This is a genomic window from Cronobacter sp. HA18006, assembly GCF_011605445.1.
In the GTDB taxonomy this organism is placed as follows: Bacteria; Pseudomonadota; Gammaproteobacteria; order Enterobacterales; family Enterobacteriaceae; genus Cronobacter; species Cronobacter sakazakii.
The window spans coordinates 1-24,327 of the sequence record NZ_JAANQB010000022.1; the positions used below are offsets into that span (position 1 = coordinate 1).

24 protein-coding genes and 1 tRNA gene are annotated in these 24,327 nt (G+C 58.9%); 15 read left to right on the top strand and 10 right to left on the bottom strand.

Annotated elements, in window-relative coordinates:
• Positions 1-33 precede the first annotated feature (33 nt).
• Together G9X48_RS14645 and G9X48_RS14650 are read right to left on the bottom strand one after the other, a co-directional pair.
• Positions 34-109: transfer RNA gene (locus G9X48_RS14645), tRNA-Phe, on the bottom strand.
• A gap of 112 nt (positions 110-221) precedes the next feature.
• Positions 222-941, bottom strand: coding sequence for a DUF554 domain-containing protein (locus tag G9X48_RS14650; protein ID WP_029038989.1), 720 nt, complete (start codon positions 939-941; stop codon positions 222-224).
• Positions 942-1,483: 542 nt separating this feature from the next.
• On the opposite strand from G9X48_RS14650, the gene G9X48_RS14655 reads away from it, so the two are divergent.
• Positions 1,484-3,622, top strand: coding sequence for an ornithine decarboxylase (locus tag G9X48_RS14655; protein ID WP_097641223.1), 2,139 nt, complete (start codon positions 1,484-1,486; stop codon positions 3,620-3,622).
• Between the two features lie 263 nt (positions 3,623-3,885).
• Here the strand turns inward: G9X48_RS14655 and G9X48_RS14660 are convergent, their stop codons facing one another.
• Complete coding sequence (locus G9X48_RS14660) at positions 3,886-4,581, bottom strand: response regulator (protein WP_014728052.1); 696 nt, start codon at positions 4,579-4,581, stop codon at positions 3,886-3,888.
• The gene (locus G9X48_RS14665; RefSeq protein WP_097569912.1) at positions 4,571-6,205 is read right to left on the bottom strand and encodes a sensor histidine kinase; all 1,635 of its coding nucleotides are present in this window, start codon (positions 6,203-6,205) and stop codon (positions 4,571-4,573) included. The genes G9X48_RS14660 and G9X48_RS14665 overlap by 11 nt, the downstream gene beginning before the upstream one ends.
• A 337-nt stretch (positions 6,206-6,542) precedes the next feature.
• On the opposite strand from G9X48_RS14665, the gene G9X48_RS14670 reads away from it, so the two are divergent.
• From G9X48_RS14670 to citG, 8 genes are read left to right on the top strand one after another with little or no spacing between them, the layout of a single operon-like run.
• The gene (locus G9X48_RS14670; RefSeq protein WP_097641224.1) at positions 6,543-7,907 is read left to right on the top strand and encodes a 2-hydroxycarboxylate transporter family protein; all 1,365 of its coding nucleotides are present in this window, start codon (positions 6,543-6,545) and stop codon (positions 7,905-7,907) included.
• Positions 7,908-7,925: 18 nt separating this feature from the next.
• A complete protein-coding gene (locus G9X48_RS14675; protein WP_012123779.1) occupies positions 7,926-8,789 on the top strand; it encodes a fumarylacetoacetate hydrolase family protein in 864 nt (287 codons plus the stop codon).
• 17 nt (positions 8,790-8,806) lie between these two features.
• On the top strand, positions 8,807-9,838 hold the full coding sequence (gene citC / locus G9X48_RS14680) for a [citrate (pro-3S)-lyase] ligase (RefSeq protein WP_097641225.1): 1,032 nt from the start codon (positions 8,807-8,809) through the stop codon (positions 9,836-9,838).
• 26 nt (positions 9,839-9,864) lie between these two features.
• Positions 9,865-10,158: a citrate lyase acyl carrier protein gene (gene citD / locus G9X48_RS14685; protein WP_004388224.1), complete on the top strand. Its 294-nt coding sequence runs from the start codon at positions 9,865-9,867 to the stop codon at positions 10,156-10,158.
• Positions 10,155-11,030 (top strand): citrate (pro-3S)-lyase subunit beta, encoded by an 876-nt coding sequence (citE, locus tag G9X48_RS14690; protein WP_032970705.1) that lies wholly within the window; start codon positions 10,155-10,157, stop codon positions 11,028-11,030. The genes citD and citE overlap by 4 nt, the downstream gene beginning before the upstream one ends.
• Positions 11,031-11,040: 10 nt before the next feature.
• Positions 11,041-12,558 carry a citrate lyase subunit alpha gene (citF, locus tag G9X48_RS14695; RefSeq protein ID WP_097641226.1) on the top strand — a complete coding sequence of 506 codons (1,518 nt, stop codon included), beginning with the start codon at positions 11,041-11,043 and terminating at the stop codon, positions 12,556-12,558.
• A 3-nt stretch (positions 12,559-12,561) separates the two neighbouring features.
• Positions 12,562-13,101, top strand: coding sequence for a citrate lyase holo-[acyl-carrier protein] synthase (gene citX / locus G9X48_RS14700; RefSeq protein ID WP_087600111.1), 540 nt, complete (start codon positions 12,562-12,564; stop codon positions 13,099-13,101).
• Positions 13,079-13,921, top strand: a complete 843-nt coding sequence (gene citG / locus G9X48_RS14705; protein ID WP_097641227.1) for a triphosphoribosyl-dephospho-CoA synthase CitG — start codon at positions 13,079-13,081, stop codon at positions 13,919-13,921. The genes citX and citG overlap by 23 nt, the downstream gene beginning before the upstream one ends.
• 277 nt (positions 13,922-14,198) lie before the next feature.
• Here citG and mltC read toward each other — a convergent pair whose 3' ends face one another.
• From mltC to mutY, 3 genes are read right to left on the bottom strand one after another with little or no spacing between them, the layout of a single operon-like run.
• Positions 14,199-15,281, bottom strand: a complete 1,083-nt coding sequence (mltC, locus tag G9X48_RS14710) for a membrane-bound lytic murein transglycosylase MltC (protein WP_097564091.1) — start codon at positions 15,279-15,281, stop codon at positions 14,199-14,201.
• Positions 15,282-15,325: 44 nt separating this feature from the next.
• Positions 15,326-15,601, bottom strand: a complete 276-nt coding sequence (locus G9X48_RS14715; protein ID WP_004388230.1) for an oxidative damage protection protein — start codon at positions 15,599-15,601, stop codon at positions 15,326-15,328.
• A 2-nt stretch (positions 15,602-15,603) separates the two neighbouring features.
• Positions 15,604-16,689, bottom strand: a complete 1,086-nt coding sequence (gene mutY / locus G9X48_RS14720; RefSeq protein WP_097641228.1) for an A/G-specific adenine glycosylase — start codon at positions 16,687-16,689, stop codon at positions 15,604-15,606.
• Positions 16,690-16,841: 152 nt separating this feature from the next.
• Between mutY and trmB the strand changes: the two genes are divergently transcribed.
• The 6 genes from trmB to G9X48_RS14750 all read left to right on the top strand — a co-directional run bounded on the left by trmB (position 16,842) and on the right by G9X48_RS14750 (position 20,001).
• Complete coding sequence (gene trmB, locus G9X48_RS14725; protein ID WP_063265260.1) at positions 16,842-17,561, top strand: tRNA (guanosine(46)-N7)-methyltransferase TrmB; 720 nt, start codon at positions 16,842-16,844, stop codon at positions 17,559-17,561.
• Positions 17,561-17,887 carry a YggL family protein gene (locus G9X48_RS14730; RefSeq protein WP_004388233.1) on the top strand — a complete coding sequence of 109 codons (327 nt, stop codon included), beginning with the start codon at positions 17,561-17,563 and terminating at the stop codon, positions 17,885-17,887. The genes trmB and G9X48_RS14730 overlap by 1 nt, the downstream gene beginning before the upstream one ends.
• A gap of 50 nt (positions 17,888-17,937) precedes the next feature.
• Positions 17,938-18,654, top strand: coding sequence for a DUF2884 domain-containing protein (locus tag G9X48_RS14735; protein WP_007870927.1), 717 nt, complete (start codon positions 17,938-17,940; stop codon positions 18,652-18,654).
• A gap of 151 nt (positions 18,655-18,805) precedes the next feature.
• Complete coding sequence (locus G9X48_RS14740; RefSeq protein WP_097641229.1) at positions 18,806-19,159, top strand: hypothetical protein; 354 nt, start codon at positions 18,806-18,808, stop codon at positions 19,157-19,159.
• Between the two features lie 199 nt (positions 19,160-19,358).
• The gene (locus tag G9X48_RS14745) at positions 19,359-19,547 is read left to right on the top strand and encodes a type II toxin-antitoxin system HicA family toxin (protein WP_007764109.1); all 189 of its coding nucleotides are present in this window, start codon (positions 19,359-19,361) and stop codon (positions 19,545-19,547) included.
• Positions 19,548-19,563: 16 nt separating this feature from the next.
• Positions 19,564-20,001 carry a type II toxin-antitoxin system HicB family antitoxin gene (locus tag G9X48_RS14750; protein ID WP_097641230.1) on the top strand — a complete coding sequence of 146 codons (438 nt, stop codon included), beginning with the start codon at positions 19,564-19,566 and terminating at the stop codon, positions 19,999-20,001.
• Between the two features lie 27 nt (positions 20,002-20,028).
• Here G9X48_RS14750 and yjiA read toward each other — a convergent pair whose 3' ends face one another.
• From yjiA to G9X48_RS14765, 3 genes are all read right to left on the bottom strand, one after another.
• Positions 20,029-20,994 carry a GTPase gene (gene yjiA / locus G9X48_RS14755; RefSeq protein ID WP_097641231.1) on the bottom strand — a complete coding sequence of 322 codons (966 nt, stop codon included), beginning with the start codon at positions 20,992-20,994 and terminating at the stop codon, positions 20,029-20,031.
• 18 nt (positions 20,995-21,012) lie between these two features.
• On the bottom strand, positions 21,013-21,216 hold the full coding sequence (locus G9X48_RS14760) for a YbdD/YjiX family protein (protein WP_007796381.1): 204 nt from the start codon (positions 21,214-21,216) through the stop codon (positions 21,013-21,015).
• Between the two features lie 260 nt (positions 21,217-21,476).
• Complete coding sequence (locus G9X48_RS14765; protein WP_097641232.1) at positions 21,477-23,630, bottom strand: carbon starvation CstA family protein; 2,154 nt, start codon at positions 23,628-23,630, stop codon at positions 21,477-21,479.
• Between the last annotated feature and the right edge of the window lie 697 nt (positions 23,631-24,327).

The window sequence follows — 24,327 nt, forward strand, 5'->3', positions numbered from 1 at the left end:
AAAACCCCCGCCGAAGCGAGGGTTATAAATGAGTGGTGCCCGGACTCGGAATCGAACCAAGGACACGGGGATTTTCAATCCCCTGCTCTACCGACTGAGCTATCCGGGCAACGGGGCGCATTAAACCCGATTCAACTTACGGCGTCAACGAAATTCCGCGAATTCTGCGCCGCCCGCCCATTCCTGCGCCACTTTGCTTGCGAAATAGCCGTTTTAACGCCTTACGCGAAGAAATGCGTCCAGAGCGCGGAAAGGGGCATTGAAATCAGCAGCGCGGGCAGCAGATTAACCACCGCGAACATCTTGATGCCGCAGATGCGCAGGCCTGTCGCCAGCAGCAGCAAACCGCCCGTCGCGGTAAAATCGCCCATCATCGCGGGTGTGGTCAGCGGCAGGATAAATACCGCGCCGGCGGCGAGCGCTAACTGGATGAGCAGCATCGGCAGGGAGATGGCCGCGACGGCGGCACCAAGCGTTGTGGCGAAAATCGTGGCGGTAAAGAAATCGAGAAACGCCTTGGCGATAAGCAGGCTGTTATCACCGGTCATGCCTTCGCGCATCGCGCCAAAAATGCCGGTTCCGCTCGCGCAAAACAGCACGATGATCGCCACAAAACTCTGGACGAAATTATCCTGCGCGGGCCGCGCGTTTTTACCGGGCCGCAACCGGCGCGCCACGCCGTTCAGGCCATGCACCAGATTGATGATTCCTTTTTCGATATAGCAAAGCTCGCCAATCAGCGCGCCGAGCAGCATCGAGAGCACCATCACCGGCAGGTTCACGCACTTCACCACCAGTAAAATGCCAATGCCGAGCGACGCCAGCCCGAAAATCGAGGGCATAGAACTGCGTAGCCGCTCGGGAAGCCGCTGGCTTAACGCCGCGCCGAGCAATCCGCCCAGCAGTACTGCCGCTGCATTGATAAAAGGTCCGGTTACCACATTGAGCTCCTGCCTGAGTCTGTATCGCGATGGGCTTCAGCATAAGCCCACAGTGAGAGGGAGAAAAGCGCGCCCGCTACCGGCATTTTTATGCGTATCTTATGCTTACTTATTTTAACGATTTATTTTTCACAATAATAATCAAAAAGATAAAAAATAAGGCTGCAAATCTTCTGCTTAAAACCCCGATTTTCTCCACGCGCAGTCTTGCCCCACGCGGCGTAAGGTGACATGATTGCGCGACTTTTCTCCATCAGACAGGGTGTGTTATGACCGCGCGTTCGCTGCCAGCCGTCATTTCTTCGCGACATTGCACAATGCCGCGCGCCCGTCATGTCTGTCCGCCATACTTCTCCATGCCCACCATGCGGTGAGGCCACCGTACGCTCACTGCCGGACAACAGTAAAACCAGGCGTGCTCTGCTTTTACTGATGTCTCGCGGTCGGAGCTGGTAATCAGTCAGACCTCATTGTTTCGCCGGGATACCGTCCCGTTGCCGTGCCCGAAGGCGCTTACACCGACACTCAGGGTTTTTGTGCTTATGAAATCGTTAAAAATTGCCGCCAGCCACGCCGTGGCTCCTCTGCTTTCAACCTCCCGCGACGTGGTGGGGCTCGATAGCACCGACTTCACCGACGTGGCCGCCGTGGTGCTTTCTGTGGCCGATACGCGCAGCGGTATTCTCGCGCTGCTTAAGCGCACCGGGTTTAATCTGCCGGTTTTTGTTTATCTGCAAAGCGGCGAACGCTGCGACGCGCCGGTCAGCGGCACGCTCACGGGAACGTCGCAGGAGTTCCTGGCGCTCGAAACCGCGGCGCTCGCGTATGAAGAGAACCTGCTGCCGCCGTTTTTCGACACGCTGACGCAGTATGTAGAGATGCAAAACAGCACGTTCGCATGCCCCGGCCATCAGCACGGCGAATTCTTTAAAAAGCATCCGGCGGGCAGGCAGTTTTATGATTTCTTCGGGGAAAACGTGTTTCGCGCCGATATGTGCAACGCCGACGTCAAACTGGGCGATTTGCTGATCCACGAAGGCTCCGCCAAGCACGCGCAGAAATTTGCCGCGAAGGTCTTTCACGCCGATAAAACCTATTTTGTGCTGAACGGCACGTCGGCGGCGAATAAAGTGGTGACCAACGCGCTGCTGACGCAGGGCGATCTGGTGCTGTTCGATCGTAACAACCATAAATCGAACCACCACGGGGCGCTGATTCAGGCGGGCGCGACGCCGGTCTATCTCGAAGCGGCGCGTAACCCGTTTGGGTTTATCGGCGGGATCGACGAGCGCTGCTTCGACGAGGCGTATCTGCGTGAGCTGATTGCCGAAGTCGCGCCGTCGCGCGCGCAGGAGGCGCGTCCGTTCCGCCTGGCGGTGATCCAGCTCGGTACCTACGACGGCACCATCTATAACGCCCGTCAGGTGGTGGATAAAATCGGCCACCTGTGCGACTACATTCTGTTTGATTCCGCATGGGTCGGCTACGAGCAGTTCATCCCGATGATGGCCGACTGCTCGCCGCTGCTGCTGGATCTCAATGAAAACGATCCGGGGATTTTCGTCACGCAGTCGGTGCACAAACAGCAGGCCGGGTTCTCGCAGACCTCGCAAATCCACAAGAAAGATAACCATATCCGCGGACAGGCGCGTTTTTGCCCGCACAAGCGGCTCAATAACGCCTTTATGCTGCACGCTTCGACAAGCCCGTTTTACCCGTTGTTCGCCGCGCTGGATGTGAACGCCAAAATCCACGAAGGCGAGAGCGGCAAGCGGCTGTGGGCCGAGTGCGTGGCGCTTGGGATCGAGGCGCGCAAGGCGATTATCGCCAACTGCCACATGATCAAGCCGTTTATCCCGGATACGGTAGCGGGGCGGCCGTGGCAGGATCACCCGACAGACGCGATTGCGCGTGAGCGGCGTTTTTTCAGCTTTGAGCCGGGCGCGGCGTGGCACGGTTTCACCGGTTACGCGCGCGAGCAATATTTTGTCGATCCGTGCAAGCTGCTGCTGACCACGCCAGGTATCGATGCCGAAACCGGCGAGTACAGCGATTTCGGCGTCCCGGCGGCGATCCTCGCCAATTATCTGCGAGAAAACGGCATCGTGCCGGAAAAAGCGGATCTTAACTCGATCCTGTTTTTGCTCACCCCCGCCGAGAGCGCGCAGAAGATGGCGCACCTGGTCGCGATGCTGGCGCGCTTTGAGCAGCATATTGAAGACGATACGCCGCTTGCCGACGTGTTGCCGACGATCTGCCAGAAATATCCGGTGCGTTACAAAGGCTACACGCTGCGCCAGCTCTGTCAGGAGATGCATAATCTGTACGTGAGTTTCGACGTGAAGGCGTTGCAGCGGGCGATGTTCCGCAAAGCCGAGCTGCCTCAGGTGGTGATGAACCCGCAGCAGGCGAATGTGGAGTATATTCGCGGCAACGTGGAACTGGTGCGTCTGAGTGAGGCCGAAGGACGCGTGGCGGCGGAAGGCGCGTTGCCGTATCCGCCGGGCGTGTTGTGCGTGGTGCCAGGCGAAGTGTGGGGCGGCGCGGCGCTGCGTTATTTCCTGGCGCTGGAAGAGGGCGTGAACCTGTTGCCGGGCTTTTCGCCGGAATTGCAGGGCGTTTACAGCCAGACCGACCCGGACGGTATTAAGCGGTTGTACGGGTATATGTTGCGCGAATAAGGCGTTATCGGGCGGGTGTTGGATGTGACGCTGGCGGGTGCGCTTCGCTTACCCGCCCTACATAATTTCAGCGCCTTATGTGTCGTTGGTGATGGTGGGGCGTGAATGGTGGGTGCGCTTCGCTTACCCACCCTACGAGAATGCCATCATTTTTATCGTGTAGGGCAGGTAAGCGTAGCGCACCCGCCGTACAGCCAGAGCATCGATTTCCGTAGGGCGGGTAAGCAACGCGCACCCGCCGTAAAATCACATCCACCGTAACATCACGCTTCTTCCGCCCGGCGGTATAACCGCCGCGGATGGCCAATCTTCCCGTACAGCATCTCCACCGTCAGAAACCCGCTCTCCACGCAGTGCTCCAGATACCGCCGCGTGGTGGTTTTGCTTAAACCCGTCGCGCTCACCACGTCATCGACTGAAAAAATCTGCTCGCGGCTCTCCACAAACAGCCGCTGCACCAGCGTCAGCGTATTCTCCTCAATCCCCTTTGCGCCGGAGTCTGGCCGGAAGCTGCGCGCCTGCAACTGATACAGCGAATCCACGTTCTGCTGATCGACAATCTTCCACACCCGTTGCTGCTCGCGAAACTGCACAAAGCGTTCCAGCGAGTGGCTAAGGCGCTTCCACGACACCGGCTTTAACAGATAATCGAACGCGCCGTTGCGGATCGCCTGGCTACAGGTGTCCATATCGCTCGCGGCGGTAATAAAAATCACTGAGCAGGCGCTGTTCTTCAGCGTCAGGCTCTCCGTCAGCGTAATCCCTTTGCCGTCCGGCAGATAATTGTCCAGCAGCACCAGATGCGGGCGCTTCTCGCGGATCTGCCGCTCGGCGTCGGCGAGCGTCGCCGCCATGCCCACCAGCCGCAAATGCGGGTGCTGCTTTACCATTTCGGCATGCAGCGCCGCCAGCTGGTTTTCATCTTCCACAATCAGTACGTCGGTCATCTCAGGTGGCATAGTCAGGTTCTCCCTGCGGTTGGGCCGGACGAACGTCGGGCGCGTCAGGAATAAAAAGTGAGAAAATCGTGCCGCGCGGCGTATTGGCGGACACTTCCAGCGTGCCGCCTGCGAGCTTCACATAGCTGGCGATAAGATGCAGGCCGATACCGTGATCGCCGCGGCGTTTGGTGGTAAAACCCGGCTCGAAGATCCTGTCGCGAAGCGCGGGCGCGATCCCGACACCGCGATCCGCCACCTCGATGATCAGCTCCCGCTCATTCAGGCGGATCAACACCTCGACCGGATCGTGCGGCCCTTCGGCGCGCTGGGTGGCTTCAATCGCGTTATCCAGCAGATTGCCGATAACTGAAATCAGCTCCGGCTCGCCAAGCCCGCGGAACGCGCGCGTCATCTCGCAGGCCGGATCGAACGTCAGCGTCACGCCTTTCTCGCGCGCTCTGGCGCATTTGCCGATAAGCAGCCCGCATAACGTGGGGGAATGAAACCGCCGGGAGATAAAATCGAGCAGCTCCTGGGTGTGCTCGGTCTGGGCCTGAATATAGCTCAGCGCCTGATCGTAATGGCCCAGATGCAGCAGCCCGGCCAGCGTCGACATCCGGTTTAACTGCTCGTGGCGCAAAATGCGCAGGTTATCCGCGTAGCGTTTCACCTGGCTTAGCTGCACGCTCAGGCTGTCGATATCCTTGCGATCGCGAAAGGTAATCACCCAGCCCTGAAGCTCGCCTTCCAGCAGAATGCGCACCCGGCTTGCGATCACCGTCAGATGGTTGAACACGCAAATCTCATCATGCGTGTCGTTCTCCAGCATCACCTGCGGGGAGAAAAACGAGACCGGGTTAATCACCGCCTCCAGCGGCTGGCCGCGCAGCGAGCGCGACGACACGTTCAGCCCCAGCAGCCGCTTGGCGGCGCGATTAATCACCGCGATGCGCGAATGCTCGTCGATGGCGATAACGCCTTCGTAGATGGACTCCATCAGCGCCTTTTGCTGGCGCACGAGAAGCCCGATTTCCCGCGGCTCCAGAAAAAACATCTGTTTTTTAATACTGCGGGTGAAAAACCACGAAAAGATAAACAGCGCCAGCAGCAATAACACCGCGCCAATCAGGATATTGACCACCTTGCCAAGCGTAATGGTGTCGAGATAGCTGGTCAGATAGCCGACCGAGACAATACCGATGACATGGCCCTGGTCGTCAAAAATCGGCGCTTTGCTGCGCAGAGAGACGCCAAGCCCGCCCCGGCGAATGCTGGTAATGGTTTTTCCTTCTAACACATCCTGATTATCGCCACCGATAAGCGGAGTGCCGATGCGGTCATGAAAAACAGAATGAAACAGGTGCAGACCTTTCTCATCGCCAATAACCATAAAACTGGCGTCGCTGTGGCGCGCCATGCCTGTCATAAAGGTGTTAATCGCCGAAATATTACGTTGTCTGACCGCTTCACGTAATGACGGAATGAGCGAAATCTCTTCCGCCTGTATTCTCGCGCGACTGCTCATCTCCTGATAAAGCTGGCGGCTGACATCGAGATAATAATAAACGCCGAGCGCCGTAAACAATACGGAGAAGAATATGATGAGATGAATAAATAACTTTATGCGAAAGGAAAATTTCATCGTTCACTGGCGCGCCGGAATACAAACAATAGAGAACTGTACCATTTTTTCAGGCGCTTACCGGGCCTGTGCCTGAAACTTGTGATCCCCTGCACAGGGCGCGGTGCGCGGCGGTAACTGTTTACCCGCGTTACGTTTTTACGCCAAAAACGGTGCTTATTGAATAAACGCCATAAAAACCACGCCCGTAAATTGAGCGCTGATCACATCGCGTTAATTAAAACCATAAACACCATAGGTGCCATTAAATTACCGCTGCCGATTCGGCCTTCCTCACAAATTGTAAGGGTAACCTCTTTTACGCTTGTCGGGAAATATAACTACGGAGCTTAATAAAATGAGCACAACCGATGATTCTTACGTTGTACCCCACACATCGTCTGCTACGAAGCAAATATCTCTGAAAGAAAAGTGGTGGCATATCATGGATACCTGGAAAATCGGGATTATTCCATTGCCGCTGTTTCTGCTCTCCGGCGCGCTTATCGCCATTGACTGCCTCGGCGGCAAACTGCCGAGCGACATTGTGGTGATGGTCGCGACACTTGCCTTCTTCGGCTTCGCCTGCGGCGAGTTCGGCAAGCGCCTGCCGGTGGTTGGCAAAATGGGCGCGGCGGCGATTTGCGCCACTTTCATCCCTTCCGCGCTGGTCTATTACGGCTGGCTGCCGGATGTGGTCGTGGAATCCACCACCAAATTCTATAAATCCACCAACATTCTCTATCTCTACATCTGCTGCATTATCGTCGGCAGCATCATGAGCATGAACCGCACCACGCTGATTCAGGGCTTTCTGCGCATTTTCTTCCCGATGCTGTGCGGCGAAATCGTCGGCATGCTGGTGGGGATGGGCGTCGGTATCGCGCTGGGTATGGAGCCGTTCCAGATCTTCTTCTTCCTGATCCTGCCTATCATGGCGGGCGGCGTGGGCGAAGGGGCGATCCCGCTTTCCATCGGCTACGCGACGCTGCTGCATATGGATCAGGGCGTGGCGCTGGGCCGCGTACTGCCTATCGTGATGCTCGGCAGCCTCACCGCGATTATCATCGCCGGTTGCCTTAACCAGCTTGGCAAACGCTATCCGCACCTGACCGGCGAAGGCGAGCTGATGCCGGATCGCGGCGATAAACCGCAGGCCCAGATGCTGAACAGCGCGTTCAGCGGCAAGGCTGATGTCACCACCATTGCCTCCGGCGCGCTGCTGGCGGTGCTGCTCTATATGCTCGGCATGCTCGGCCATAAGCTGATTGGCCTGCCTGCGCCGGTTGGCATGCTGTTTATCGCGGTCTTTATCAAGCTGGTGCACGGCGTTTCTCCGCGCCTGCTGGAAGGCTCGCAGGTGGTTTATAAATTCTTCCAGACTTCCGTGACCTACCCGATTCTTTTCGCCGTCGGCGTGGCGATCACCCCGTGGGAAGAGCTGATGCACGCCTTTACGCTCAACAACCTGCTGGTGATTGTCAGCACCGTGTCGGCGCTGGTGGCGACGGGCTTTTTCGTCGGCAAGAAAATCGGTATGCACCCGATTGATGTGGCCATCGTCTCCTGCTGCCAGAGCGGGCAGGGCGGCACCGGCGACGTCGCCATTCTCACCGCCGGCAACCGCATGACCTTAATGCCTTTCGCTCAGATTGCCACCCGCATTGGCGGCGCGATTAACGTCTCGCTCGCGCTGCTGGTACTGGGCAATTTCCTTGTTTAATCGTCAGGATACGTTGTTATGAAACTTGCGAGTTATCTCCATCAGGGCCGCCGCAGTTACGGCATTGTCACGGATAACGGCGTGGTGGATCTCGGCACCCGTCTCGGGGCGCACTACGCGGATCTCAAAACGCTGCTGGCGCGGGATGCGCTGGAACAGGCGCGCTGCCATGCGCAGGCGCCCGCTGATTTCGCACTCTGCGACGTGACGTTTTTGCCGGTTATCGAGCAGCCGGAGAAGATCCTCTGCGTGGGCATGAACTACGCCGAGAAACGCAAAGAATTCGACCAGCATAACCCGGCGCCGACGCTGTTTGTCCGCTTCCCTGATTCGCAGACCGGCCATAACGCGCCGGTGCTCAAACCGCGCCACTCCAGCGAGTTTGATTACGAAGGGGAGCTTGCGGTGATTATCGGGCGCGGCGGCGAGAACATCGCCCGCGAGGCGGCGCTCTCGCACGTGGCGGGTTACAGCTGCTACATGGACGGCTCGGCGCGCGACTGGCAGCACACCTGGTTTACGGCGGGCAAAAACTGGCGGCAGACCGGCGCGTTCGGCCCGTGGATGACGACCGCCGATGAGATCCCCGATCCGCACCAGCTCGTCATCCGCACCTGGCTTAACGGCCGCATGGTGCAGGACGACAACACCCGCAGCATGATCCACGGCGTGGCGGAGCTTATCGAATACATCAGCACCTTCACTCGCTTAAGCGCGGGCGATGTGATCATCACCGGATCGCCGGGCGGCGTTGGCAAAAAACGCACGCCGCCGCTGTTTATGAAGCCGGGCGACAAAATCGAGGTGGAGATCGAGCGGATCGGCCATCTGTGCAATGTGATCGCCGAAGCGCCCGTCGCGCAACCGGCGCCCGCCCACTAAAGAGACCGGACGGACGTATGAGCAATCTGGAACTCATCACCGTGGCGCTTGCCCGCCAGCCGCAGGAGAAAGCGCGCGTCGCGGCGTTTCTCGCCAGCCATCAGTTAGGCATGGATGAAGACGTCACGCATGTCGTCATCGCCGTCGCGCAGGGTGAGATCGCAGGCTGCGCGGGGCTTGCAGGCAACGTGATTAAAGGCGTGGCGGTGGATGAGCGCTGGCGCGGCGAAAACCTCAGCGCCCGTCTGCTGGTGGAGGTGGAAAACCTGGCGATGAGCCTCGGCCACTTTCATCTGTTTCTCTGCACACGTCCGTATAACCTGGAGCGCTTCCGGCGCTGCGGCTTCTGGCCGCTCGCGCAGTGTGATGATATCGCGGCGCTGCTTGAAAACACGCCCTCCGGCATCCGCCGTTACTGCCAGCAGCTTGGCAGGCTGAAACACCCCGGCAAGCGTATCGGCGCGGTGGTGATGAACGCCAATCCGTTTACGCTCGGCCACCGCTTTCTCGCCGAACAGGCGGCGAGTGAGAGCGACTGGCTGCATCTTTTTGTGGTGCGTGAAGAGGCGTCGTTTTTCCCTTACCGCGAACGGCTTGCGATGGTGCGGGCGGGCGTCGCGCATCTGCCGAACGTCACGGTGCATGAGGGCTCGTCGTATCTCATCTCTCGCGCCACCTTTCCGGGTTATTTCCTCAAGGAGCGCGGGCTGGTGGATAAAGCCTGGAGCGGGCTGGATTTGCAGATTTTCCGCCGCTATATCGCGCCGGCGCTTGGCATTAACCAGCGCTTTGTCGGCAGCGAGCCGTTCTGCCCGGTGACGCGCGCCTACAACCAGGCGATGCACGCGTGGCTTGAGCGCGCGCCACTTAACGCGCCGCCAGTGAGCGTTATCGAAATTCCACGTCTCAGCCACGCCGCGGGCGAGGCGATTTCCGCCTCCGAAGTACGCCGCCTGCTGCGCGCGCAGCGTTTTTCTTCGATTCACGAACGGGTGCCGGAGAGCACTTTCGCCCTTCTCGCGCAACGTTATCGCGCTGAAGTGGCCTGAATTCTTATCTGACAGGACAAACCGTAATGAAGATAGTTAAAGAGGCGCTGGCGGGGACCGCCGAGTCCAGCGACCTGATGGTGAAAATCGCCCCGGCGGCGGGCGAGCTGGAGATAGAAATCTACAGCGATGTGATAAAGCAGTTCGGCGACCAGATCCGCCGCGTGGTGAAAGAGACGCTCGCGGCGATGGAAGTGTACGAAGGGCTGGTGATTATTGAGGATAAAGGCGCGCTGGATTGTGTTATCCGTGCCCGGCTGCAAAGCGCCGTACTGCGCGCCTGCGAGGCGCAGCCGCTGCGCTGGGAGGCGCTCAAATGAGCAAACTTCGCCGCAGTATGCTGTTTTTACCCGGCGCGAACGCCGCCATGCTCTCCACCGCGTTTATCTACCGGCCTGATTCCATCATGTTCGATCTCGAAGACGCCGTGGCGCTGCGCGAGAAAGACACCGCGCGCCTGCTGGTCTTTCACGCCCTGCAACACCCGATGTACCGGGATATCGAAACCGTGGTGCGCATTAACCCGCTCAGCACGCCGTTCGGCTTGCCCGATCTCGAAGCCGCGGTGCGCGCAGGTGTCGATGTGATCCGCCTGCCGAAAACCGACTCGCCGGAGGATATCGACGAGCTGGAAGGCCATCTGGCGCGCATTGAGCGCGAGTGCGGCCGCGAGCCCGGCTCGACGCGCATTATGGCGGCGATTGAATCGGCGGTGGGCGTTATCAACGCCGTGGCGATCGCCCGCAGTTCGCCGCGGCTTATCGGCATTGCGCTCGCGGCGTTCGATTACGTGATGGATATGCAGACCGAGCGCGGCGACGGCACCGAACTCTTCTACGCCCGCTGCGCGGTGCTGCACGCGGCGCGCGCCGCCGGCATCGACGCGTTCGACGTGGTGTGGTCTGACGTCAACGACGAAGCGGGCTTTTTAAAAGAGGTCGACCTGATTCGCAAGATGGGCTTTAACGGCAAATCGCTGATTAATCCGCGCCAGATAGATCTGCTGCACAACGCTTATGCGCCGACGCAGGAGGAAGTGGATTACGCCCGCCGCGTGATTGCCGCCGCCGAAGAGGGTGAGCGCAACGGGCTCGGCGTGGTGTCGCTCAACGGCAAGATGATTGACGCGCCGATTATCAACCATGCGCAGGTGGTGCTGGAACGCGCTGCCGCCTCCGGCGTGCGCCGTTAAGGAGATAGTGATGAATCAGACAGAACTTCTGCATGTGCAGTTTCCGCACCTGCGCGACCTGGCACCGTTCGATACCGCCCATACCGCCACGCCGTGGCTTGCGGATGACGAGTGCAAGCACAACCGCAAACTCTGCGCGTCGCTGGAAGAGGCGGTGCGCAAAAGCGGCCTGCGCGACGGCATGACAATTTCCTTCCACCACGCGTTTCGTGAAGGCGACCGGGTGATCAACCAGGTGGTGGCGACGCTTGCGCAGATGGGCTTTAAAGACCTGACGCTGGCGTCAAGTTCGCTGATGACCTGCAACGAGCCGCTGATTGAGCATATCCAAAGCGGCGTCATCACGCGGATTTACACCTCCGGCATGCGCGGCAAACTCGCCGAGGCGGTCTCTCACGGGCTGATGGCGGAGCCGGTGCAGATCCACTCCCACGGCGGGCGCGTCAAACTGTTGCAGGATGGCGAGCTGAAGATAGACGTGGCGTTTCTCGGCGTGCCGTGCAGCGATGAATTTGGCAACGCCAACGGCAGCCACGGCAAATCCTGCTGCGGTTCGCTCGGCTACGCGATGGTGGATGCGCAGTTCGCCCGTAAAGTGGTGCTGCTGACCGAAACGCTTGTGCCGTACCCGAATATGCCCGCGAGCCTGTCGCAGGATCGGGTGGATTTCGTGGTGCCGGTGGAGAGCGTGGGCGACCCGGCGAAAATCAGCGTCGGCGCGGCGCGCGTCACCAGCAATCCGCGTGAGCTGATGATTGCCCGCTACGCCGCTGACGTGATTGAACACGCCGGCTATTTCAAAGACGGCTTCTCGATGCAGACCGGCTCCGGCGCGGCGTCCACCGCCTGTACGCGGTTTCTCGGCGAGAAGATGGCGCGCCGCGGCGTGAAGGCGCGCTTCGCGCTCGGCGGTATCACCGGCAGCCTGGTGGATTTGCATGAAAAAGGGCTGATAGACGTCCTGCTCGACACCCAGTGCTTTGACAGCCAGGCGGCGGCGTCGCTCGCCCGCAACCCGAAGCACATCGAAATCTCCACCAACGTTTACGCGAGCCCCGCCAGTAAAGCGGCCTGCTGCGACAAGCTCGACGTGGTGATCCTGAGCGCACTGGAAATCGACGTCGGGTTTAACGTCAACGTGATAACCGGCTCCGACGGCGTGATGCGCGGCGCGTCCGGCGGGCACTGCGACGTGGCCGCGGCGGCGAATCTCACCATCGTGGTGGCGCCGCTGTTGCGCAGCCGCATTCCGACGGTGGTTAAACGCGTCACTACCCGCCTGACGCCGGGCGAGAGCATCGATGTGCTGGTTACCGATCACGGCATTGCGGTTAACCCTGCGCGGCCCGAGGTGCGGGAGCGGCTGGTCGCGGCGGGGCTGAATGTCGTCGATATTCATGCGCTGTGCGAACGCGCCGTGGCGATCGCCGGCGAGCCGAAACCCATTGAATTCACCGACCGCATCGTCGGCGTGGTGCGCTATCGCGACGGTAGCGTCATCGACGTGGTGCGTCAGGTTAAGGAGTAACGTATGGAAATTGATACGCCCGTGAATCCGGGCGTCACACTTGATGAGCTGCTGGCGGCGAAAGACGCGCGCGCCCGCCGTCAGCAGGCGTGGCTTACCCGCTACGGCCAGCCGGTGATTTCGCTCTCACTGGTAACGCCCGGCCCGATGAAAGACAGCGTGCGTTACCGCAATGCGTTCGCGGTGGCGGTGCAGGCCTGCGATCAACTACTGTGGCAGCACCGCTGGCCGTGGCTGGCGCGCGAGGTGTTTCACGCGCATACCGGCCCGACGGCGCTCTGGAGCGTGGCGCACCCGGCAAGCGAAATCAAAGCGCTGTGCGTGGCGCTTGAGCAGACGCACCCGCTCGGCAGGCTGTGGGATTTCGACATTCATTGCCCGCAGGCGGGCCCGGTGGGGCGCGCGTCGCTTGACCGTCCGGGGCGGCGCTGTCTGCTGTGCGATGAGCCGGCGCACGCCTGCGCGCGTTCGCGCCGTCATCCGCTGGAAGAGGTGGTCGGGCGCGTGGAGAAGATGATCGATGACTGGTTTGCCCGCGACTGACCGGCGCTCTGCGCGCCAGCCCGATGTGCCGTCACTCGCGGTGGCGGCGCTGTACGCCGAACTGACCCTGACGCCCAAGCCGGGGCTGGTGGACTGCGCCAATAGCGGCGCGCACCAGGATATGGATCATGCGCTGTTTGTCGCGAGCATCAGGGCGATTGCGCCGTGGCTGCGGGTGTTTTATCAGCAGGGCGTACAGGACGCCGGGCTTGCCGAAAGCGAGATGCTGCGGCGGCTGCGCCCGGCGGGGCTTGCGTGTGAACAGGCGATGTTCAGCGCCACCGGCGGCGTAAATACGCATAAGGGCGGGATTTTCTCGCTCGGCCTGCTGTGCACCGCCGCGGGGAGGCTTGCGGCGCAGGGTGAGCCGCTGACGCCAACCACGCTCTGCATGACGGTGAGCGCGATGGCTCGCGGCATCGTAGCGCGCGAGCTGGCGCACGGGCGGCGGGCGGCGACGGCGGGCGAGCGGTTGTATCGCCAGTTTGGTCTGACCGGCGCGCGCGGCGAGGTGGAGAGCGGCTTTGCGACGGTGCGCCGCCATGTTTTGCCGTTCTGGCAGCATGCGCAGGGCGAGAGAGGGTTGCAGCAGGCGCTGTTGCGGCTGATGGCGGTTAATCCGGATACCAATCTGGCGTCACGCGGCGGGCTTGAAGGGCTGCGTTATGTGCAGAAGTACGCGAGCGGCCTGCTGGCGCGCGGCTGGGACGACGAGGCGTTACGCGAGATGGACAGGGCGCTGATTACGCGCAACTTAAGCCCCGGCGGCAGCGCGGATTTGCTGGCGGTGAGCTGGCTGCTGGCGGCGCTGGCTTTGTGATTCGGCGTAAAAAAGGCGGGTGCGCTTCGCTTACCCGCCCTACGATTCAGCCACAAACCATTTGTAGGGTGGGTAAGCGAAGCGCACCCACCAGATAACAAATTATCCGCCTTTTGTAGGGCGGGTAAGCGCAGCGCACCCACCGGATAACAGATTATCAGCCTTTTGTAGGGTGGGTAAGCGAAGCGCACCCACCGAATAACAGAGAACCTCCCCGCGTAGGGTGGGTAAGCGCAGCGCACCCAACAAACCAGCGCTACGCACCCACCTCTCACGCTTATTTACGGCGATACATCTTCTGCGCGGTATTCACCTTGTAGAGATAACGCCGCGATTCGGCAGACGGATGACGGTTGGTCAGCGTCTCGTATACATCACCTGGCGATAACTGGTTGATAATATTCACCGCCTGGTCTTTATCGCTTGAGAACACCCGCAGCACGCTGCCCGCGCCGCCGTTATAGGCGGTGATCACGGCGTAACGACGCGAGGTCGGGTTGGTAATGCCGCCCAGATACACATTATTAAGCATCGCCAGATACGCGGTGCCGGTATCAATGTTGCTTTGCGGATCAAACAGATAGCTGCGGCTCGGCGTGCCCCATTTGCCCTGCGAGCGGAAAACGTCCTTACCGGCGCTGTGCTGCACCACCTGCATTAGCCCGAGCGCATCGGCATGGCTCACCGCATACGGGTTAAACGACGACTCGGTCTGCATAATCGCGAGGATCAGCGATTCCTCCACGCCATATTTGCGCGACGCCTGACGCACCATGCCAATGTACTTATGGGCACGTTTGTCGAGGTGGTTCGGCACCAGGTTAATGGTCACGCTGTAGATAATCCGCAGGCCGTTGCTGCGGCTCTTCAGATGCGTTTGCAGCAGGTAGTCGGCGAATTTCGATGCGCGGCCTTCCCAGCGAATCGGCTGCCCAGTGTTGTCCACCACCTGACCATAAAGGAACGGCTCGCGGGAGATCTGAATGTCATTAACATCAGAATAGAGATCGATAGAGCCGGGGTCGTCGCCCATCAGCAGCGTGGTGATAATCGCCCGACGCAGGCGCGCCGCAGGCTCGGTACCGGCTATCGTCTCAACCGTAATGGTGCCGTCGTCGAAGTTGATGTGGCTGCGCGTCTGGTACTGATCGGTATATTTCACGTAGTCCTTCGGACCCGCGATTAAAACTTCGTTAAATCCCCAGATGTTTTCAATGTTATGGGCAAACTGGCCCATCAGAATGTCAAACCCGTTGGTGTCCTTAATCCAGGCCTCGTTATAGGCGTTTTCGGCGTTTTTTTTGCTGGAGCAGGAGATGAGCAACGGCGCAATCAAAGCGAGCGCAAATATTTTTTTCATCATTCCGGGCGTGCTGTTGGGTTAAGTGAAAGGGCCAGAGGCCCTTACTGTTGTTCCGGCGGCGTATAGCCTTCGATGTGCACCTCTTTGCCTTCAAACAGGAAATTCACCATCTCCTCTTCCAGCAGCTTGCGATGCTCAGGGTTCATCATGTTGAGCTTTTTCTCGTTGATAAGCATGGTCTGCTTCTTCTGCCACTGCGCCCAGGCTTCTTTCGAGATTTCGTTATAGATACGCTTACCCAGTTCGCCCGGATAGAGCTGGAAATCCTGGCCTTCGGCGTCACGCTGAAGAAAAGTACAAAAAATGGTTCTGCTCATCGTCAATCCTCATGAATGGCGCGAGCGGGGCGGGACGCCACCGGCTCTGCGCGCACTTGCTGTAACAGGCGCTCTACGGGGGCGGCGAGGCCCACCGCTGGCGGCTGCGCTAAGTTATACCAGAGACCCGACGCTTCATCCATGCAGGCGGCGGTCTGCTGCACGCCAAGCCACATCGGCACGATATCCAGATGGAAATGGCTGAAGGTGTGGCGAAAGGCGGTGAGCTGCGTCAGGCCGTCATCGTTAATGCCGCGCGCTGAAAGCCACTCGCGCAGCGCGGCTTCGCTCTCAAACTGCGGGAAACAGTACAGCCCGCCCCATAAACCCACCGGCGGGCGCTGCTGCAAAAAGAGTGCGCCTTCATGCTGAAGCAGTAGAAAATAGCCGGTTTTCTCCGGCAGGATTTGTTTGGGCTTCTTGCCAGGGTATTTCGCATAGCTCTGGTGGGCGAACGCCTCGCAGCCATTATTAAGCGGGCAGATCTCGCATTTGGGTTTCGAGCGGGTGCAGACCATCGCGCCGAGATCCATCATCGCCTGGTTAAAGCGCGCCACGCCCTCGGCGGGCGTTACCGTCTCGCTTATCTGCCACAGGCGGTTTTCCACTTCTTTTTTCCCCGGCCACCCTTCGACCGCGTAGCAGCGCGCCAGCACGCGTTTCACGTTGCCATCAAGGATGGGGAAATGTTTGCCAAGCGATAGCGACAGCACCGCGCCTGCGGTGGAGCGCCCGACGCCCGGCAGCGCGGCCACTTCTTCGAACGTTTCGGGGAATTTTCCGCCGTGCAGCGTCGCCACCTGCTGCGCCGCCTTATGTAAATTGCGGGCGCGGGCGTAGTAGCCAAGACCGGCCCACAGATGCAGCACATCGTCGAGCGGTGCATTTGCCAGCGCCGTCACGTCAGGAAAGCGCGCCATAAACCGCTCAAAATAGGGGATAACGGTCGTCACCTGCGTTTGTTGCAGCATGACTTCCGAGAGCCATACTTTGTAAGGGGTTTTTTCCTGCTGCCAGGGAAGGGTTTTGCGACCATATTTGTCGTACCAGTCGAGCACCTGGCGGGAGAACTGCTGTGCCTGCATCATGAACGCGTGGCTTCCGGCTTGAAGAAATCAGGGGCTGTGATTCCAGCACAGGCCCTGTGGGCTGTAAACAGGAACTTTCCTGTGCTTGCATCGGGCAACTATCTTTGGATAATGCCCGTTTCCCGAACCACTACTCAAACAGACTAATCGCCATGAATAACGACGTCATTTCACCGGAATTTGATGAAAACGGTCGCCCGCTGCGCCGTATTCGCAGCTTCGTCCGCCGCCAGGGGCGCCTGACCAAAGGGCAGCAGCACGCGCTGGACCACTACTGGCCGGTGATGGGCGTTGAATATCGCGCAGAGCCGCTCGATCTCGTCGCGCTGTTTGGCCGCGACGCGCCGGTGACGCTGGAAATCGGCTTCGGCATGGGCGCGTCGCTGGTGGAGATGGCGAAAACCAATCCGCAGCAGAATTTTTTAGGCATTGAAGTGCATTCGCCGGGCGTGGGCGCGTGCCTGAGCGCCGCGCATGAAGAGGGCGTCGAAAACCTGCGCGTGATGTGTCATGACGCGGTGGAAGTGCTGGAGAAAATGATCCCGGACGGCTCGCTGCATATGGTGCAGCTGTTCTTCCCGGATCCGTGGCACAAAGCGCGCCATAATAAGCGCCGCATCGTACAGGTGCCGTTCGCGCAGCTGGTGCTTCGCAAATTACAGCCAGGCGGCGTCTTCCATATGGCGACCGACTGGGAACCTTATGCCGAACATATGCTCGAAGTAATGTCTTCGGTGGAAGGATATGAGAACCTGTCCCCGACGCAGGATTATGTACCGCGCCCGGCCTCGCGCCCGGTGACCAAATTTGAACAGCGTGGCCATCGTCTTGGTCACGGCGTATGGGACTTAATGTTCGGGAGAGTAAAATAATGGCGAAGAACCGTAGCCGTCGTCTGCGTAAAAAGATGCACATCGACGAATTTCAGGAACTGGGCTTTACGGTAACCTGGCGTTTCCCGCAGGGCGCCACGGATGAGCAGATCAACACCACGGTGGACGAGCTTATCAGCGAGGCTATCGAGCCAAACGGCCTCGCCTTTGGCGGCAGCGGCAACCAGGCCTGGGAAGGGCTGGTGTTCCGCCAGCAGATCGGCAAATGCACCGATGAAGATCGCGAAGTGGTGCGCAAATGGCTGGAAGCGCGCGGCATGACGGATGTCCAGGTGAGCGAACTGGTCGACATCTGGTGGGATTAAGTTAAACAACGGGTCGGCTCTGCCGGCCCGTTAGCATTTCAGGAGCGAGTATGATGCGTAAAGCGCTGCTGGGCGTGTTGCTGGTGACAGCAATGCAGGCCCAGGCGGAATACAAATGCAGCGTCACGCCGCGCGACGACGTGGTGCTCAAGCCCCAGCATGTTCAGGTGGTGGGCGAAAACGGCGATTTGGTGATTGGCCCTGACGGCGCGGTGCAGTTTAACGGCAAGCCGATGACGCTTTCCGCCGCCCAGCGTCAGCAGGCGCTCGATTATCAGAAAGCGTTGCGCGCCACGCTGCCGTGGGTCGATCAGGGCGCGCTGTCGCGCGTGGAGAAAGGCCGCGTCGCGCTGGATAAAATCATCGCCAAAGAGGTGGGTGAAAACAGCAGCATGCGCGGGCGTCTCACCAAACTCGACGCGCAGCTGAAAACGCAGATGAACCGAATCATCGAGCATCGTGACGACGGGCTGACATTCCACTATAAAGCCATCGATCAGGTGCGCGCCGACGGTCAGCAGCTGGTGAATCAGGCGATGGGCGGCATTCTGCAGGACAGCATTAACGAAATGGGCGCCAAAGCGGTGCTGAAAGGCGGCGGCAACCCGCTGGAAGGCGTGCTGGGGAGCCTCGGCGGCCTGCAAACGGCTATCCAGAACGAATGGAAAAACCAGGAAGCGGATTTCCAGCAGTTCGGCCATGAAGTTTGCACCCGCACCATCCAGCTTGAAGAGCAGCGTCAGGCGCTGGTGGGCAGCTTTAAATAATCGTAACGGGAGTGCTGGCTCCCGTTTTTACCGTTTCGCCTTACTCCGCCAGATACATCCCGTTACACAGAATCACAATCGCTTCCTCTTTGTCTTAATTTTTCGCACTACGCTCTACGAGTGACTTCACACGATAAACGCGAGGATGCGGATGAAACGGGATATTTCAGCAGGGAGCCTTATTTCTCTCTTTTTGCTCGCCATCATCACGCTAAACGTCGCCGTGCTCTGGGTGCAAAATTACCAGGCGGAGAGCGTGCCCGTTAGCGCCTCAGCAGACCGCTGTGTTAACGCTGCGCCGGAATATTGTGAAGACGAAATGCCGCCCGCAGGGCCGCTGCCCGGCGAGCCGCCATTACACGTGACTGAAGATATTTTGCCTCCCGTAAGCCCGCGCTTTTCTCCCGCGCAACTCGCGCTCTACCGTAATGATGATATGTATTGGCCGGACGACCTGCCCGATGATGATTTCTGGCTGGGCGAGGAGTCGGGCGAACCGTGGTAATTCAGGACTCAACTGTCATTACTCTTCTTCCTTTTGCCTGGGCGACGCGGCGTTTCTGAAGACGCCTCGCAGCGTCACGATTCCCTCCTTTACGCCTTTTCATAAACACGCATAGTGATCTTTGTGTTTGTCATCGGCCTGTACAGGCCATTTGTTTTCGTGTGTATGCATGTGTATATTATGAGGGCCAGGAGGGCGGATGAGATCCAGCGAGCTTATCAGGCGGCTGCAGACGGCAGGATGTGAATGCGTGAGGCATAACGGCGGCAGTCATCAAATATGGTGGTCGCCGCTCACGGGCAAAACGTTTCCCGTCCCGCACCCGAAAAAGGATCTGCCGCCGGGAACGCTAAACGCCATCCTGAAAATGGCCGGTCTTAAACCATAACTCGCCGGAGGCAAACATGTTTTTTTCTGTAGGCGTTGAAACGCCCGCGAGCGTTGATATGGCGTGGGGCATCGTGGTGCCTGCTTTATGCAATGAGGAATTTGGCTGTTATTCCGCAGTCGACGACAAAGCGGGTATTGCGCCTGCCGCTCGCGAGGCGATTTTGCTGGTGCTTGAAGAGATGATCCGTCGCGGTAAATATCGCGCGGAGGCGATCAGGGATGCCGGGCATCTCACCTACGCCGCGCACCCGGATTATCGCGCGTATGACAGCTGGTTCGTGATTGAGGTGGATCTGAGCGGGCTGGAAGGGCGTCAGCAGCGCATTAATATCACGCTGCCGGATACGCTTATCCAGCGCATCGACAACCGGGTTAAAGCGAGCGACGGGCGATACCGCGACCGCAGTCACTTTCTGGCGCAGGCGGCGCGCCATGAGCTACAGGGCGAATAATCCTTTATTCGTGTGCTGAGTGCCTGCTCAATCCTTCGGCGCAAGCGATGCAAAGGCGGCGCGGATCTCGTCTTCCGGCAGGTGCGCGCCGATAAACACCAGCGTGCTTTGCGGCGTTTCGTCGCTCGCCCATTCGCGGTCCCAGTCGGCGCTGTAAAGCCGCTGGACGCCCTGGAACAACAAACGGCGCGGCTCGTCCTGAATATAGAGCATCCCTTTGTAGCGCATCAGATTATCAGCGAACTGCAGCAGCAGTCCTTCCATCACGCGGGAAACCGCATCCAGCGCTACCGGATAATCAAAATTCACCACAATAGAGGCGATATCGGTCTGCGCGGGGGGCGCGAAGTGAAAGCGTGGTGCAGGCTGTACGATGCGCTCTTCGAGCATAAAGCCCTGGGTGTCGAAAATCAGGCCCAGATCTACCTCGCCATGTACTACTTTATGCACCGGCGCGCGGGCGTTAATGCGGCGCAGACGGGCCAGCAGCGCTTCGTCTTCGCCCGCCACATCGGTTTTAGTCAGCAGAATGCGATCGGCGTAGCCGATTTGCGACTGCGCCAGCGCGTAGCGGTCCATCTGCTGACCGGCGTGTACGGCGTCCACCAGCGTAATCACGCCATCCAGCAGGTAGCGCTCGCACAGTGTCTCGTGGGAGAAGAACGTCTGGATAATGGGGCCGGGGTCTGCCATGCCGGTGCATTCGATAATCACCCGATCGAATGTGGTAACGCCGCCGTCCAGCAGTTCCAGCAAATCGAGCAGCGCCGATTCCAGCTCTTCCGAGCGGGTACAGCAGATGCAGCCGTTGCTGAGCGTTTTCATCTGCGTGGCGCGGCTGCCGAGGATTTCGCTGTCGATGGGCGTTTCGCCAAATTCGTTTTCAATGACCGCGATTTTATAGTCGTGGTTAGCTTCGAGAATATGACGCAGCAGCGTGGTTTTTCCGGCACCAAGAAAGCCGGTTAAGAGTGTGACCGCAACGGGTTGCATGTTTACCTCCGGTAAGTGTCAGCAGCAGCGCATGCCGCCTTCGCCGCTTGCGCCGTAACGCGCTTCCTGGCGCTCGCGGAAGAATTCGTCGTAGGTCATATACGGTTTATCCGGGTGATTGGTCTTCATATGCTCAACGTAGTTGTCATAATCCGGGATACCAATCAGCATTTTCGCCGCCTGACCCAGGTATTTTTTCGCTTGTCCTAAGTTACCAAACATTGTGTTCCCCAGGCATAAAAGCCCGACGGTACGGGCCGGGGCTTGCGATTGTGTCGATGCAAGGTGGGTGCGCTCCGCTTACCCACCCTACGGATGAAACCTGCACGTATAACGGTGGGTGCGCTCCGCTTACCCACCCTACGGATGAAACCTGTATGTGCGATGGTGGGTGCGCTCCGCTTACCCACCCTACACAAAAAAAGAATCTGTTAAATGTAGGGCGGGTAAGCCTCGCGCACCCGCCGTTTACCGCCATCACATTAATGGTGTGACGAGGTTTTCACGCCGCCTTCCGGCACCGGCACATACGGCGTTTCTTTCGCGCACGGCTGCGCGGAACGACGCGCCTTCATCGCGGTACGCACACCGTAGAAAATGATGCTGTACACCACCACCAGGAACAGAATGCTCAGGCCCGCGTTGGTGTAGTTGTTAATAACGATATGGTGCATGTTGGCTACCTGCTGCTCAGTCAGCTCCGCGCCGCCTGCGGCGATACGCGTTTTGTACTCGTTCGCCATATAGAAGAAGCCTTCCATCTGCGGATTCACGCTAAAGAGCTTCATGCCGAGCGCCCAGGTGGTGCAGATAAGCAGCCACACCGCCGGCACCACGGTCACCCAGATATAACGGGTGCGCTTCATCTTCACCAGAACCACGGTCGCCAGCACCAGCGCCACGGCAGCCAGCATCTGGTTAGAGATACCGAACAGCGGCCACAGGCTCTTCACGCCGCCGAGCGGGTCCACCACGCCCTGATAGAGCAGATAACCCCACAGGCCCACACAGCCCGCCGTCCCGACGATGCCCGCTACCAGCGAATCGGTTTTCTTCAGGAATGGCACGAAGTTGCCTACCAAATCCTGGAACATAAAGCGGCCAGAACGGGTACCGGCGTCCAGCGCGGTCAGGATAAACAGCGCCTCGAACAGAATGCCGAAGTGATACCAGAAGCCCATATTCGCCGCCGGGATGATTTTGTGGAACACGTGGGCGATACCAACGGCAAGCGTCGGCGCGCCGCCCGCGCGGTTCAGTACAGACGGTTCGCCGATATCTTTGGCGGTCTGCATGATCTGCTCAGGCGTTATCACAAAACCCCAGGCGCTCACGGTCGCCGCCGCGTGGGCAGAAACATCCTTGAGCTGCGCCAGAATCAGCGGCGCGTTGTCGGTACCCAGCTCATGCAGGTTCGGCATCGTGATGCCAAGCCCGGCGGGCGGGGTGTTCATCGCGAAATAGAGGCCCGGCTCGATGATAGAGGCCGCCACCAGCGCCATTACGGCGACGAAGGATTCCATCAGCATTGCGCCATAGCCGATAAAGCGCGCGTCGGTTTCGTTCGCCAGCAGCTTCGGCGTGGTGCCGGAGGCAATCAACGCATGGAAGCCGGAGACCGCGCCGCAGGCGATAGTAATAAACAGGAACGGGAACAGCGCGCCTTTCCACAGCGGCCCGGTGCCGTCGATATACTGCGTCACGGCAGGCATTTTCAGTTCCGGATTGAGGATCAGAATGCCTACGGCCAGACCGACAATCACGCCGATTTTCAAAAACGTCGCCAGGTAGTCGCGCGGCGCCAGAATCAGCCACACCGGCAGCAGGGCGGAGACAAACGCGTAGCCCACCAGCGCGTAAGTGATCGTGGTGTCTTTAAAGGTCAGCGCCGGGCCCCAGTACGGGTCGGCTGCGATCACGCCGCCGAACCAGATAGACGCCACCAGCAGCACCACGCCGATAACCGACACTTCACCCACGCGCCCCGGACGGATAAAGCGCATGTAGATGCCCATAAACAGCGCGATCGGCACCGTTGAGCAGACGGTAAAGACGCCCCACGGGCTCTCCGCCAGCGCTTTCACCACGATAAGCGCCAGCACCGCGAGGATAATAATCATGATTAAGAAGCAGCCGAACAGCGCGATGGTGCCCGGCACCGGGCCCATCTCCTCTTTGATCATCTCGCCAAGCGAGGCACCGTTCCGGCGCGAGGAGATAAACAGCACCATAAAATCCTGCACCGCGCCCGCCAGCACCACGCCTGCGAGCAGCCACAGCGTACCGGGCAGGTAGCCCATCTGTGCGGCCAGCACCGGGCCCACCAGCGGCCCCGCGCCTGCGATGGCGGCGAAATGGTGGCCGAACAGCACGTAGCGGTTGGTGGGCACATAGTTCAGCCCGTCGTTATTAATGACTGCTGGCGTCGCGCGCGTTGGGTCGAGTTGCATCACGCGGCTGGCGATATACAAGCTGTAGTAGCGGTAAGCCACCAGGTAGATGGAGACCGAGGCCACCACAATCCACAAGGCGCTGACGCTCTCGCCGCGGCGTAATGCCACTACGGCAAGACAAAAGGCCCCGATGACGCCAAGAAGCGCCCAGGGCAGATGTTTCATTACTGTTTTTTTGTCCATAGGAGACCTGCTTGTCAGACAGAGATAAAACCGGCTGTGACGTACATCCCTGGCGGCGCAGACGGCGGATAACCAAAAGATTTAAAACACGCTTAATGATGACAAAACGCGCAGGCGGCCTGGAAATGGCTTAAACGAGCGGTTACATAGCGAGGCGAACGGTCATATAGCGCAGCGAGCGGTTCGCCAGCGCCCTGAGCGGCGCGGGTTCTGTGACGCCAGTCACGGGGGGCGGGTAGGAGGGAAGAGGTGGCATGGGCGTTCGACGCTGGCACACGACCCTATTCTCTTTCCGACCGGCATTCACTTTCCCGCTGGGTAATAATGGTAAAAAGTAAAATAGTTTCGCGTTGGTAATAAGTTGTCTTCTGAATTAATAATACATGATATATTTTTACTGTGATCGCACGGGGAATGTGATACCCGTATCACTTTCAGTCAGGGTGAACTACTGTGTTATTTTATACGCGCCCCGGAGATAAGCTTGATTATTAAGTGGTAATAAACACGAATTAAGCACTGATTAATGGAGAGGCGAAAGCCTGAAAATTTATTTGAAAATAAAATCTTCTGATAATCATTAACTTAAAAACATGTGAAAAAAGGAGAACAAATCTGCCCCAAAAATTTACGTTAAAAAGAAACGCATAATTGTTTATTTAATGAACGTTAGATTGCGCTTAAGTCTCTACTTTTG

Excerpts from the sequence above, each read along its gene's own strand:
- G9X48_RS14655 (WP_097641223.1), top strand. The coding sequence starts at position 1,484 with ATGAAATCGTTAAAAATTGCCGCCAGCCACGCCGTGGCTCCTCTGCTT.
- G9X48_RS14660 (WP_014728052.1), bottom strand. The coding sequence starts at position 4,581 with ATGCCACCTGAGATGACCGACGTACTGATTGTGGAAGATGAAAACCAG.
- G9X48_RS14665 (WP_097569912.1), bottom strand. The coding sequence starts at position 6,205 with ATGAAATTTTCCTTTCGCATAAAGTTATTTATTCATCTCATCATATTC.
- G9X48_RS14670 (WP_097641224.1), top strand. The coding sequence starts at position 6,543 with ATGAGCACAACCGATGATTCTTACGTTGTACCCCACACATCGTCTGCT.
- G9X48_RS14675 (WP_012123779.1), top strand. The coding sequence starts at position 7,926 with ATGAAACTTGCGAGTTATCTCCATCAGGGCCGCCGCAGTTACGGCATT.
- citC (WP_097641225.1), top strand. The coding sequence starts at position 8,807 with ATGAGCAATCTGGAACTCATCACCGTGGCGCTTGCCCGCCAGCCGCAG.
- citD (WP_004388224.1), top strand. The coding sequence starts at position 9,865 with ATGAAGATAGTTAAAGAGGCGCTGGCGGGGACCGCCGAGTCCAGCGAC.
- citE (WP_032970705.1), top strand. The coding sequence starts at position 10,155 with ATGAGCAAACTTCGCCGCAGTATGCTGTTTTTACCCGGCGCGAACGCC.
- citF (WP_097641226.1), top strand. The coding sequence starts at position 11,041 with ATGAATCAGACAGAACTTCTGCATGTGCAGTTTCCGCACCTGCGCGAC.
- citX (WP_087600111.1), top strand. The coding sequence starts at position 12,562 with ATGGAAATTGATACGCCCGTGAATCCGGGCGTCACACTTGATGAGCTG.
- citG (WP_097641227.1), top strand. The coding sequence starts at position 13,079 with ATGACTGGTTTGCCCGCGACTGACCGGCGCTCTGCGCGCCAGCCCGAT.
- mltC (WP_097564091.1), bottom strand. The coding sequence starts at position 15,281 with ATGAAAAAAATATTTGCGCTCGCTTTGATTGCGCCGTTGCTCATCTCC.
- G9X48_RS14715 (WP_004388230.1), bottom strand. The coding sequence starts at position 15,601 with ATGAGCAGAACCATTTTTTGTACTTTTCTTCAGCGTGACGCCGAAGGC.
- mutY (WP_097641228.1), bottom strand. The coding sequence starts at position 16,689 with ATGATGCAGGCACAGCAGTTCTCCCGCCAGGTGCTCGACTGGTACGAC.
- trmB (WP_063265260.1), top strand. The coding sequence starts at position 16,842 with ATGAATAACGACGTCATTTCACCGGAATTTGATGAAAACGGTCGCCCG.
- G9X48_RS14730 (WP_004388233.1), top strand. The coding sequence starts at position 17,561 with ATGGCGAAGAACCGTAGCCGTCGTCTGCGTAAAAAGATGCACATCGAC.
- G9X48_RS14735 (WP_007870927.1), top strand. The coding sequence starts at position 17,938 with ATGATGCGTAAAGCGCTGCTGGGCGTGTTGCTGGTGACAGCAATGCAG.
- G9X48_RS14740 (WP_097641229.1), top strand. The coding sequence starts at position 18,806 with ATGAAACGGGATATTTCAGCAGGGAGCCTTATTTCTCTCTTTTTGCTC.
- G9X48_RS14745 (WP_007764109.1), top strand. The coding sequence starts at position 19,359 with ATGAGATCCAGCGAGCTTATCAGGCGGCTGCAGACGGCAGGATGTGAA.
- G9X48_RS14750 (WP_097641230.1), top strand. The coding sequence starts at position 19,564 with ATGTTTTTTTCTGTAGGCGTTGAAACGCCCGCGAGCGTTGATATGGCG.
- yjiA (WP_097641231.1), bottom strand. The coding sequence starts at position 20,994 with ATGCAACCCGTTGCGGTCACACTCTTAACCGGCTTTCTTGGTGCCGGA.
- G9X48_RS14760 (WP_007796381.1), bottom strand. The coding sequence starts at position 21,216 with ATGTTTGGTAACTTAGGACAAGCGAAAAAATACCTGGGTCAGGCGGCG.
- G9X48_RS14765 (WP_097641232.1), bottom strand. The coding sequence starts at position 23,630 with ATGGACAAAAAAACAGTAATGAAACATCTGCCCTGGGCGCTTCTTGGC.